This is a genomic window from Streptomyces sp. NPDC088810 (genome assembly GCF_044750305.1).
Taxonomy (GTDB): Bacteria; Actinomycetota; Actinomycetes; order Streptomycetales; family Streptomycetaceae; genus Streptomyces.
This window is the reverse complement of the sequence record NZ_JBIVJQ010000003.1, coordinates 604,232-616,111: the sequence shown is the minus strand read 5'-3', so window position 1 is coordinate 616,111 and position 11,880 is coordinate 604,232. Positions and strand designations below refer to the sequence as shown.

The window sequence follows — 11,880 nt, the reverse complement described above, 5'->3', positions numbered from 1 at the left end:
CCGGACCGGACCCCTCGGGCAGGGCCGATCGGCCCTGCCCCCGCCGGGGTGCCGGCGGGGCCGATGGCCTGGTGCCGGCCGGCGCGCGACCGCCGGGCCGGGCAGCGCGACCGGGTGGTGATCGTGGGCACGGCCCGCGGGCGGACGGCGGCGCCTTCCGGTACGAGGGGCTTCCCCCGCGGCAGGTGCCGGCCCCGGCGGAGTTCCGGCCGACGGCGTACCGCCCACCTGGACCCGGCGCACCGGCCCGGACGGGGACCGGGCCCCGCTGGCCGGCGGGGTCCTCCTGCTGCGGATGCCCTAGCTCACCGGCGACCAGCTCCGCCGGGAGACCGGGCGCAGACAGCGGCGCACGGAACCGGAGAGCGGCACGAACCGGCGCGGAGCCGGTGCGCGCGGTCGACCGGGCGGTGGGGCCTTCGAGGCGGACGCGTCTGGAGTGTGCCGGTGACCGGCCGGGCCGCCCTCGTGACGGACCCCGCCGAGCAGGTACGGGGAGTTCGTACGGATCGCGCCGGCCCTGGTCACCGGGTGCCGGCCGACCGGAGTCCCAGCAGACGGGCCGGGGCGCTCAGTGGCCGTCGGCGCGCAGACGGTCCCGGGCCCGGGTGGCGATGACGGCTGCCTGGACGCGGCGTTCGACGCCGAGCTTGGCGAGCAGCCGGGAGATGTGGTTCTTCACCGTCTTCTCGGCCAGGTACAGCCGCCGGCCGATCTGCCGGTTGGTCAGACCCTCGCCGATGAGGGCCAGGATCTCCCGCTCCCGCTCGGTCAGGCCGGGCAGGACGCCGGGCTCGGTCTCCTGCTGCTGCCCGGCCCGGAGCCGGGCCATGAGCCGGGTGGTGGCGCTCGGGTCCAGCAAGGACTGCCCGCGGGCCACCGTGCGCACGGCGGAGACCAGGTCCGCGCCCTGGATCTGCTTGAGGACGTACCCGGAGGCGCCCGCCATGATCGAGTCGAGCAGGGCCTCCTCGTCGTCGAACGAGGTCAGCATCAGACAGGCCAGCCGGGGCAGGTGCGAGCGCAGTTCCCGGCAGGCGGTCACGCCGTCACCGTCCGGCAGCCGGACGTCCAGCACCGCGACATCGGGGCGCAGGGCGGGGACGCGCACCAGCGCCTGTTCGACGGTGGCCGCCTCGCCGGCCACCGTGATGTCCGGCTCGTCGTCCAGCAGGTCGCGCACCCCGCGCCGAACCACCTCGTGGTCGTCGAGGAGGAAGACCCGGACCGGCCGACCGGGCCCGGCCTGCTCGCGCTGCACCATCTCGCTCCTTGTGACGTGTTCGGTCCTGTCCGACGATCCTTCTCCTCCCCGGAATGTGAGACCAGGGCCGAGCGGCCCTCCTTCGCGCGAAGTGACACGGCTACGCGCGTGGTTCCCGCGGCCCGCACCAGGTGATAGACACAGCGGGATCACAGTTCCTGTCCGCCAGCAGGAAGGTTGCTGCCGCATGTCTGCAACACGCCGTCAGATCCTGTCCCGCGCGAGCGCCTTGGGAGCGGGCATCGCCTTCACCGGTGCCCTGTCCGAGCTCTTCGCGGGCACCGCCGCCGCGCAGAACCTGGGCCACACCGGCTACGGCCCGCTCGCCTCCGACCCGAACGGGCTGCTCGACCTGCCGAAAGGTTTCCGCTACACGGTGCTCTCCCGCGAGGGCGACCAGCTCCGTTCGGGCGAGGGCCGAGTCCCCTCCAACCACGACGGCATGGCCGCGTTCGGCGGCCGAGGGGGCCGTACGCACCTCGTCCGCAACCACGAGAACCGGGTCACCGCGCGGATCCCGGTGCCGACCGTGAGCGGTCTCACCTACGACCCGGCGGGCAAGGGCGGCTGTACGGCCCTGACGCTCGACGCGGACCACCGCGTGCTGTCCGAGCGGGTCGCCATCGCCGGTACGGCCGTCAACTGCGCGGGGGGCCGCACCCCTTGGGGTACCTGGCTGACCTGCGAGGAGACCGAGGACCGGGCGGGCACCAACGGCTACACCAAGGACCACGGCTTCATCTTCGAGGTCCACCCCACCGACCCGCACCGCACCGGCGCGGTCCCGCTGACCGCGATGGGTCGATTCCAGCACGAGGCGATCGCGGTCGACCCGCGCAACGGCACCGTCTACGAGACGGAGGACGCCTTCCTCAAGCCGTTCGGCCTCTTCTACCGCTTCCTGCCCGCCAAGCCGCTGGGCGGTGTCGGTTCGCTCCGCGCCGGCGGCCGGCTCCAGGCGATGCGCGTGCCCGGCGTACCGGACCTCTCCACCATCCAGGAGACCGGAGCGCGCTTCGACGGCATCGAGTGGGTGGACGTACCCGACCCGCTGGCCGCCTCCACACCCACCCGGCTGCAGGACTACGGCCCCGGCGGCATCACCCACGCGCAGAAGCTGGAGGGCTGCTACTGGGGCGGCAGCTGTGTGTACTTCGTGTCGTCCTTCGCCCGCAGCGCGGACGGCTCCGCGGCCGACCACTACGGCCAGATCTGGCGCTACGACCCGGCGCGCCGGCGGCTGACCCTCGTCGTCGTGTTCGGCCCGGACACCGACGTCCAGCTGCCCGGCGAGTCCCCGGACAACATCTGCCTCGCGCCCAGCGGCGGCCTGATGGTGTGCGAGGACGGCAACGGCGCCCAGCACGTGTTCGGCGTGACCCGCAAGGGCGAGGTGTACGCGATGGCCCGGGGCCGCCAGAACATCGGGACGCCGGAGCAGCCCGAGTGGGGCGAGTTCGCCGGGGTCACCTTCTCCCCCGACGGCGGGACGATGTTCGTCAACTGCTACACGCCCGGCACGACGTTCGCGGTGACCGGTCCGTGGCGCAGGTGACCACCGCTCGCCGACGGTCCCCGGGTTCCCCGACGCTGCGTCCGGTGGTCCGGTAGGTATGCTCACCGCCGTGCCGCAGGCGATCACCTCATGCGCCGCAAGACGACCGAGAGCAGCGAGAAGAGCACCGTGACCACCCACGTCTACGAGAAGGACGGCGCGGCCATCTACCGCCAGTCGTTCGCCACCATCCGTGCGGAAGCCGACCTCGCGGGCCTGCCCGCCGACGTCAGCCAGGTCGCGGTGCGCATGATCCACGCCTGCGGGATGGTCGACCTCGTCCGGGACCTGGCCTACACGCCGGGGGTGGTGGCCCGCGCCCGTGCGGCCCTGCGCGCCGGGGCGCCGGTCTTCTGCGACGTCCAGATGGTGGCCAGCGGCGTGACCCGCAGGCGGCTGCCGGTCGGCAACGACGTGCTCTGCACGCTGTCCGACCCGGCCGTCGCGGAGCTGGCCGCGCGGCTGGGCACCACGCGCAGCGCCGCGGCGGTGGAACTGTGGCGGGACCGGCTGGAAGGCGCGGTGGTCGCCATCGGCAACGCGCCCACCGCGCTGTTCCACCTCCTGGAGATGATCGAGGCGGGCGGACCCCGGCCCGCCGCCGTCATCGGTGTCCCGGTCGGGTTCGTCGGCGCCGCCGAGTCCAAGGACGCCCTGGCCGCGCACCCGTCCGGGCTGGAGCACCTCGTGGTCCGCGGCCGGCGCGGCGGCAGCGCCATCGCCGCCGCCGCGGTCAACGCGATCGCGAGCGAGGAGGAGTGACGGCACGGGCGGCGGCACCGGTCAGGGTGTGAGGCGCTCGCCGATCCAGCGGGCCGCGCTCTCCGGGTCGGATACGACCGGCACACCCTCGGGAACCGGTGGCCTGCGCACCACGACGACGGGCAGCCCGGCCTCCCGGGCGGCCGTCAGCTTCGGCGCGGTGGCCGCCCCGCCGCTGTCCTTCGTTACGACGACGTCGATGCGGTGGCGCCGCAGCAGTTCGCGCTCCCCGTCGAGGGTGAAGGGGCCGCGGTCCAGCAGCACCTCCGTCCGGGACGGCAGCGGGGGCCCGGGGGCGTCCACGGACCGGACGAGGAACCACAGGTCGTCCAGGTCCGCGAAGGCGGCCAGGCCCATGCGCCCGGTGGTGAGGAACACGCGCCGGCCGAGTGCGGGCAGTGCCCGTGCTGCCCCCTCCAGCGAGTCCGCCTCGTGCCACCGGTCGCCCGGGACGGGGACCCAGCCGGGCCGCCGCAGGGCGAGCAGGGGAACACGGGCGGCGGCAGCGGCCTGTGCCGCGTGGAAGCTGATCGTCCCGGCGAAGGGGTGGGTGGCGTCGACGACCGCGCCGACCGTGTGCTCCCGCAGCCACGCCGTCAGCCCTTCCACCCCGCCGAAGCCGCCGACGCGCGTCCCGCCCGGGAGCGCCCGGGGACCGGCGACCCGTCCGGCGAGGGAACTGGTCAGCCTCAACCCGGGTGTGCCGTCGAGCAGTTCGGCAAGGCGGCGGGCCTCCGTGGTGCCGCCGAGGATCAGTACGTGCATGGGCAGTCCGGGTTCCGTTCATGAGGAGCAGCGGGTGCGGGCCGGGGCCGGAGCGGCGAAGCGGTCATCTTAAGTCCGGGTTCACCGTCCGGATGGCTCGGAGGTCTCGGCCCGCAGCTCCGCCGTCACGCCCTCGACGGTCGAGCGGGCCGTCTGGTCCGGAACGCCCGCCGCGATCAGGGTGGCGTGAAATACTCAGTACATCCCTGATGATCTCATCAGTTTCTCTCGCGGCTGCTATCCGTCCGCCGCTGCCGGGAGCATGACGAAGCCCGAGGTGAGGGGCGGCCCGCCCCGGCCTACCGTCGGAACCGATGGAGGCACACGCGCAGTACGGTTCGGGAGCGACCCTGCACGACCTGTGGCACCGGCTGCCGGGCGGGGCGCGCTCGGAGCTGCTGCGCCGGAGCGCCGAGGCCGACTGGTGGATCCTCGACGCGCTGCCGAGCCACTGGGAGGCGCTGCGCCCCCTGGTGTTCTCCGAAGCGGCCTACCACCGGTTCGGCGCACTGGCGGCAGGCGTGCTCCGGTGCGCCCTGCTCGCGTGCCGGCGCCGGGCCGGGACCGCCGGCGAGCTGTACCGTGCCCTGCACGACCACCGCGACCTGCGGCTCCTTGACCCGGCACAACGGCTGTCCGCCGCCGTCCTGCTGCGCATGGCTCGTCCCGACGCGCTCCTGGTCGGCGGTACGCCGTGGTTCGTCGAGCTGAACATCGGCCCCAACATCTACGGCGTCCCGGGCCTGGAGCAGCGGAGCGCGGCGTTCGTCCGCGGCTGGCGGGACGGCGTCCTGGCCGAGCCGCCCTCGACCCTGCGGGCCCGGGCGAGCTGCCTGGCCGGAGCCGTACCGGCCGGCAGCCGAGGTAGCCGGACGCTCGTCCCCACCTGGCGGGCGACCTCGGGCATCGCGGCGAAACTGGACGGCACCGGCGCCCTGCGCCGCTACCTGGGGCCGGCGGCGGCAGCCGCCCGGGCGGCGGGTCTGGACGTGTCCGTCGCGGACCTGTCCGAGGTGCGCGGCGGCGCCGGCGGGCTGTGGGTCGGCGACGACCGCATCGACGTGGTCTTCAACCAGTTCGCCAGTCCGGTGCTGGCGGACGGCGGATCCGTCGGCGTCCTGCGTGCCGCGGTCCTGGCCGGCAGCGTGCAGTTGTTCGTCCCCGAAGCCTCGTGCCTGCTGAGTGCCAAGCAGGTACTGGCCTGGATGCACGAGGATCTGGACCTGTACGAGCCCGCGGACCGCGAGCTGATCCTCGCGCACGTGCCGTGGACGGCGTGGCTGGGCCCGGAGCAGCCGCCTGAGCTGCGCCGGAGCGTCCTGGCGCGCGCCGTGCGGGAGCGGGCCGGCCTCGTCGTCAAACCGTCGTGCGGCCGTGGCGGCGCCGGTTTCGCCGCCGGTCACCAGGTCCCGGCGCGGGACTGGCTCGACCTGCTGACGCAGCGGTCCCGCGAGCGCACGCTCGTCCTCCAGCGCCGGCTCGTGCCCGACCGCACCCGGATGCACTTCCGCAGCCGCGACGGCGCCCGGAAGGTCGCCCTGGTGCCCTTCGTCCTGTCCCCGTTCTTGCTGGACAGCCGCATCGCGGGCGCCTACGTCCGCCATCCCGGCCCCGAGGCGGACGCCGCCGACGCGCCCGTGAACACCGCGGCGGGAGGCGTCTCCAACACCGTGCTGCTGCTCCCGGACACGGAGCCGTGACGCCGCCTCACGGCCACGCTCAGAAGGTGAGGACCAGACGCCACCGGAGGCCGCCCGCCTCCGGCAACCGGTGGGCTTCGGGTGCCTGTGCGGCCGGCAGGGTGCGGGCGCCCCTCGGGGTGAGACGGGCCTTCCTGGGCGAGCTGCCGGATGCGGTCCCGTTCGGCGTGTTCGCGCGCGTACCGCGGTACGAAGGTGTTGCGGGTGACGGTGCCGCGTTCTCCGGGCACCTGCACACCACCGGCCGGCCACGCCACCCGGCCACCGTCGCGCACCGCCCGGGCGGCTCGGGCCTCCGGCGCCGACGGGGTACGGCAGGTGAACGGCACCGACGGCGCCCCCTCCCGTCTCACACGGCGTCGCCGCGGCATGTGCGCGGGGCGTAACCCCGTGCGCTCCCGAGGCGTGACGGTCCGGTAATTCGATCTTCCTACGGTGCTTGTCCTGGGGCCGCCCGCCAGCTGCGGGCCGGTCTGGAACGTACACGCACGGCGGTGGGGGTTCGGTGGCGGCTGACTCGAAGGACGGCAGTGTCCGCACGGTCTGCTCGTACTGCGGTGTCGGCTGCGGGATCGTCCTCGACATCACCCGGGACCCCGCCGACGGCAGGCGGATCGCGGCCAAGGCCTCCGGTGACAAGGCGCACCCCACGAACGCCGGCCGCCTGTGCACCAAGGGCGCCACGAGCGCGGACATGATGGCCGCTCCCGGACGGCTGGCGAAGGCCCTGGTGCGCGCCGAGCGCGAGGCCCAGCCGGCCGAGACGGACGTGGACGAGGCCGTCACGGCGGTCGCCGGACGGCTGCGGGCGATCCTGGACGAGCACGGGCCGGACGCGCTGTCGTTCTACGTGTCCGGGCAGATGTCCCTGGAGGCGCAGTACCTGGCGAACAAGCTGGCCAAGGGCTTCGTCCGGACCAACCAGATCGAGTCGAACTCACGGCTGTGCATGGCCTCCGCCGGCACCGGCTACAAGCTGTCGCTGGGCGCGGACGGCCCGCCCGGTTCGTACCAGGACTTCGACCACGCGGACGTGTTCTTCGTCATCGGCGCCAACATGGCCGACTGCCACCCGATCCTCTTCCTGCGCCTGATGGACCGCGTGAAGTCGGCGGGCGCCAAGCTGATCGTCGTCGACCCGCGCCGCACCGCCACCGCCGACAAGGCCGACCTCTTCCTGCAGATCAGGCCCGGCACCGACCTCGCCCTGCTGAACGGCCTGCTGCACCTGCTGGTCGCGAACGGCCACAGCGACGAGGAGTTCATCGCCGAGTTCACCGAGGGCTGGGAGGAGATGCCCGGCTTCCTCGCGGACTACCCGCCCGAGAGGGTCGCGGAGATCACCGGCATCCCCGAGAGCGACCTGCGCCGGGCCGCGCGGTGGATCGGCGAGGCCGGTGAGTGGATGAGCTGCTGGACCATGGGCCTGAACCAGTCCACGCACGGCACCTGGAACACCAACGCCCTGGTCAACCTGCACCTGGCCACCGGCGCCCTGTGCCGCCCGGGCTCCGGCCCGTTCTCGCTGACCGGCCAGCCCAACGCCATGGGCGGCCGGGAGATGGGCTACATGGGCCCCGGTCTGCCCGGCCAGCGCTCGGTCCTGGTCGACGCCGACCGCGCCTTCGTGGAGAAGCTGTGGGACATACCCGAGGGCACCCTGCGGACCGGGGCGGGGCGCGGCACGGTGGAGATGTTCGAACGGATGGCCGCGGGCGACATCAAGGCGTGCTGGATCATCTGCACCAACCCGGTCGCCTCGGTCGCCAACCGCAGGACCGTCATCGCCGGCCTGGAGGCCGCCGAACTCGTCGTCACGCAGGACGTGTTCGCCGAGACCGAGACCAACGCGTACGCCGATGTCGTGCTGCCCGCGACCCTGTGGGCGGAGTCCGACGGCGTGATGGTCAACTCCGAGCGGAACCTCACCCTGGTCCAGGGGGTCGTCGACCCGCCGGGCCAGGCGCTGCCCGACTGGCAGCTGATCGCCCGGGTGGCCTGTGCGATGGGTTTCGCCGACGGCTTCACCTACGCCTGTGCCGAGGAGGTTTTCGAGGAACTCAAGCGGGCCTGGAACCCCGCGACCGGCTGGGACCTGCGCGGTGTGACGTACGACCGGCTGCGCGCCGCCCCCGTCCAGTGGCCGGCACCGGACGCCGACGGCCCGGACCGCAACCCGATCCGCTACCTCAACGACGGCGTCAGCCAGACCCTGCGCGAACGCGAGGACGGCACCCGGCCCCGCCTGGCCTTCCCCACCGCGAGCGGACGTGCCCGGTTCTTCGCCCGCCCGCACCTGCCGGCCGCCGAACTCCCCGACGACGACTACCCGTTCGTCCTCAACACCGGTCGTCTCCAGCACCAGTGGCACACGATGACCAAGACCGGGAAGGTCGCCAAGCTGACCAAGCTCAGCCCCGGACCGTTCGTGGAGGTCCACCCCGAGGACGCCCGGGCGCTGGGCGTGGCCGAGGGCGACCACCTGGAGGTCGCCTCCCGCCGCGGGCGTGCCGTACTGCCCGCCGTGGTCACCGACCGCGTCCAGCCGGGCACCTGCTTCGCGCCGTTCCACTGGAACGACCTGTTCGGCGAGTACCTGAGCGTCAACGCCGTCACCAACGACGCCGTCGACCCGCTGTCCTTCCAGCCCGAGCTGAAGGTCTGCGCCGTCGCCCTCGCGAGGACGGCCGCCCCCGTCCCGGCGGGCCGCCCCGACGCCCGGCGCGAGCCCGTGCCGGTAGCGGTCGCCGCGGCCACCGCACCGGCGGACTCCCCCGTCCGGACGCTCGCCGCGGTCTTCGGCATCACCGACCTCGCCCCGTCGCCGCTGGCGGAGCCGGAGCGCCGCTACCTCTCGGGCTTCCTGTCCGGCCTCGCCGCGACGCCGCCCGACGGGCGCGTCCCGGTGCTGCCGCCCGGCGCTCCCTTCGCACCGGACCGCGCCCTGTGGGTCGACGGCGTCCTCGCCGGCATGTTCTCCCGCGCCGCCACCGAAGCGCCTGCGCAGCCGGCTGCGCAGGCCGCCGGTACGGCCGTACCCACCCGGCGTCTGCTGGTCCTGTGGGCCTCGCAGACCGGTACCGCCGAGGAGTTCGCCGCCCAGGCCGCCGCCCACCTCGCCGAGTCGGGCCGGCTCCCCGAGCTGCTGCCCATGGCCGACGCGACCCCGGCCCACCTCGCCACGGACGCCGATGTCCTCCTGGTCACCAGCACCTTCGGCGACGGTGACGCTCCCGACAACGGGGCCGGCTTCTGGCAGGCGCTGTCCGAGCCGGACGCACCCCGGCTGGAGGGCATCCGGTACGCGGTCCTCGCCTTCGGTGACTCCGCCTACGACGACTTCTGCGGCCACGGCCGCCGCCTGGACGAACGTCTCGCGGCACTCGGCGCCACCCGTCTCGTCCCCCGTACCGACTGCGAACCCGACTTCGAGGAGACGGCCGGGCAGTGGCTCGGCGAGGTGGCCACCGCCCTGGCCACCGCAGTCGGCCGGCAGCCGGTTCCCGCGCGCCCGGCCGAGACGACCGCACCCGAGGCCGCCGTCACCTCGGCCGGCACACCGCGGGTCGCCGCCCCGCCGGCCCGCTACACCAAGGCGTCACCGTTCGCCACCCTGCTCATCGGCAACAGACTGCTGAGCCTTCCCGGTTCCGGGAAGGAGGTACGGCAGTTCGCCTTCGACACCCGCGGCGGCGAACTCGCCTACGACGCCGGTGACGCACTCGGCGTGTGGCCGGCCAACGGCGCCGGGCTGGTCGCCGAATGGCTCGCGCTCACCGGACTCGACCCCGCCGAACCGGTGGACCTCGGCGACGGCACGCCCCTGTCGCTCGAGGAGGCACTGCGCACCCGACTGGACATCGCCCGTATCACCACCGACCTGCTCAGGTTCGTGACCGAGCGCACCGGCAGCCACGACCTCAAGCGGCTGCTGCGCCCGGACAACAAGGACGCACTGGCGCAGTGGAGTTGGGGCAAACAGGCCGCCGACGTCGTCGCCGCGTACCCCGTCCGGGCCTCCGCCGCGGACTGGGCGGGCGTGCTCAAGCGCCTCCAGCCCCGGCTGTACTCCATCTCCTCCAGCCCGCTCGCACACCCCGGCGAGGTCCGCCTCACCGTCTCGGTCGTCCGCTACACCAACGACCTGGGCCGGGACCGCAAGGGCGTGTGCTCCACCTACCTCGCCGACTGCGCCGACGACGGCCCGGTCCAGGTGTTCGTGCAGCGCGCACCGCACTTCCGCCCGCCCGCCGACCCCGCCACTCCCATGATCATGGTCGGCCCCGGAACCGGCGTGGCGCCCTTCATCGGCTTCCTCGAAGACCGCCTGGCCCGCGGCCACACCGGCCCCAACTGGCTCTTCTTCGGCGAACAGCGCCAGGCCACCGACTTCTACTACCGCGAGGAGCTGGAGGCGTACCGGGCGTCCGGCCACCTCGACCGTCTCGACCTCGCCTTCTCCCGCGACCAGCGCAACAAGGTCTACGTCCAGGACCGGATGCGCGAGCACGGCCCCCGCCTGTGGCAGTGGCTCCGGGACGGCGCCCACTTCTACGTCTGCGGCGACGCGGGACGCATGGCCAAGGACGTCGACCAGGCGCTCCGGGACATCGTCGTCCACCACGGCGGCATGGACGCCGACGAAGCCGCCGCGTACGTCAGACGCCTGGCCGCGGACAAACGGTACGTCCGGGACGTCTACTGACACCGCGACAGACCCGGGGCGGTACCGCCGTCCGAAGATCACCGAGCGTACGCTCGTGCACATGGTTGAACATCGCATGGTCGACGTGAACGGCATTCGGCTGCACATCGCCGAACAGGGCAGCGGCCCCCTGGTGGTGCTCCTGCACGGCTTCCCCGAGTCCTGGCACTCCTGGCAGCACCAGTTCGGCCCGCTGGCCGACGCCGGGTTCCGCGTGGTCGCCCCCGACCAGCGCGGCTACGGCCGGAGCGACCATCCCGAGAACGTCGACGCGTACACCATCCTCCACCTGGTCGGTGACGTCGTCGGACTGATCCACGCCCTCGGCGAGGAGAAGGCGTACGTCGTCGGGCACGACTGGGGCGCGCCGGTCGCCTGGCACACCGCGCTGCTGCGCCCGGACATGGTGCTCGGGGTGGCCGGCCTGAGCGTGCCGCCGCCCTTCCGCGGGACCCAGCCGCCGCTGGCCGCCATGGCCAAGAGGTTCGACGGCCGCTTCTACTGGAACTACTTCAGCCGCCCCGGCGTCGCCGACGCCGAGTTCGCCAAGGACCCGCGCACCACTCTGCGGAAGATCTTCTACTGGGGTTCCGGAGACTCACCCGACGCCGGCGCGGGCAAGCAGCCGCTGGTCGACCCGGAGCGGGGCTGGCTCGCGACCATGCCGGACGCCGAGGTGCTGCCGGACTGGTTCACCGAGGAGGACCTGGACGCGCTCACCGAGAGCTTCTCCAAGGGCTTCACCGGGGCGCTCAACTGGTACCGCAACCTCGACCGCAACTGGGAACTGACCGCTCCCTGGCAGGGAGCGGTCGTCACCCCGCCCGCCCTGTACGTCTACGGCGACCGCGACGTCGTCCCCGCCTTCCCCGGCACCCCCGAACTCATCGCGAAACTCCCCGAGCTGATGCCCAACCTGTGGCGTGCGCCCCTGAAACTGACGGGCTGCGGACACTGGACACAACAGGAACGCCCCCACGAGGTCAACGAGGCACTCATCGACTTCCTCCACGCCTAGCCAGGCGGCGGCCCGCGTGGGTGCCGGTGTTCCACGACGCGGTGCGGTGGTCGGCCAGACGGGTCCGTACGGGCGGGGAGTCGAGCACCGGGGCGGGGATGCCGTCGGGGT

Annotated in this window: 7 protein-coding genes; 5 read left to right on the top strand and 2 right to left on the bottom strand. The window is 73.5% G+C overall.

Going from position 1 to position 11,880, the window contains the following annotated elements:
* Window positions 1–571: 571 nt before the first annotated feature.
* The gene (locus tag ACIP4Y_RS13600; protein ID WP_401392023.1) at window positions 572–1,264 is read right to left on the bottom strand and encodes a response regulator; all 693 of its coding nucleotides are present in this window, start codon (window positions 1,262–1,264) and stop codon (window positions 572–574) included.
* 187 nt (window positions 1,265–1,451) lie between these two features.
* On the opposite strand from ACIP4Y_RS13600, the gene ACIP4Y_RS13595 reads away from it, so the two are divergent.
* Both ACIP4Y_RS13595 and ACIP4Y_RS13590 read left to right on the top strand, forming a co-directional pair.
* The gene (locus ACIP4Y_RS13595; protein ID WP_401392020.1) at window positions 1,452–2,819 is read left to right on the top strand and encodes an alkaline phosphatase PhoX; all 1,368 of its coding nucleotides are present in this window, start codon (window positions 1,452–1,454) and stop codon (window positions 2,817–2,819) included.
* A gap of 90 nt (window positions 2,820–2,909) precedes the next feature.
* Window positions 2,910–3,581 carry a precorrin-8X methylmutase gene (locus tag ACIP4Y_RS13590; RefSeq protein WP_401392017.1) on the top strand — a complete coding sequence of 224 codons (672 nt, stop codon included), beginning with the start codon at window positions 2,910–2,912 and terminating at the stop codon, window positions 3,579–3,581.
* Between the two features lie 21 nt (window positions 3,582–3,602).
* On the opposite strand, the gene ACIP4Y_RS13585 is transcribed toward ACIP4Y_RS13590, so the two are convergent.
* Window positions 3,603–4,346 carry a cobalt-precorrin-6A reductase gene (locus tag ACIP4Y_RS13585; protein ID WP_401392014.1) on the bottom strand — a complete coding sequence of 248 codons (744 nt, stop codon included), beginning with the start codon at window positions 4,344–4,346 and terminating at the stop codon, window positions 3,603–3,605.
* Between the two features lie 314 nt (window positions 4,347–4,660).
* Here ACIP4Y_RS13585 and ACIP4Y_RS13580 point away from each other — a divergent pair, with 314 nt between their 5' ends.
* From ACIP4Y_RS13580 to ACIP4Y_RS13570, 3 genes are all read left to right on the top strand, one after another.
* Entirely contained in the window at window positions 4,661–6,046 is a 1,386-nt protein-coding gene (locus ACIP4Y_RS13580; RefSeq protein ID WP_401392011.1) for a hypothetical protein, read from the top strand.
* Between the two features lie 505 nt (window positions 6,047–6,551).
* On the top strand, window positions 6,552–10,751 hold the full coding sequence (locus tag ACIP4Y_RS13575; RefSeq protein ID WP_401392008.1) for a molybdopterin-dependent oxidoreductase: 4,200 nt from the start codon (window positions 6,552–6,554) through the stop codon (window positions 10,749–10,751).
* Window positions 10,752–10,812: 61 nt separating this feature from the next.
* Window positions 10,813–11,769 carry an alpha/beta fold hydrolase gene (locus ACIP4Y_RS13570; RefSeq protein ID WP_401392005.1) on the top strand — a complete coding sequence of 319 codons (957 nt, stop codon included), beginning with the start codon at window positions 10,813–10,815 and terminating at the stop codon, window positions 11,767–11,769.
* Window positions 11,770–11,880 lie beyond the last annotated feature (111 nt).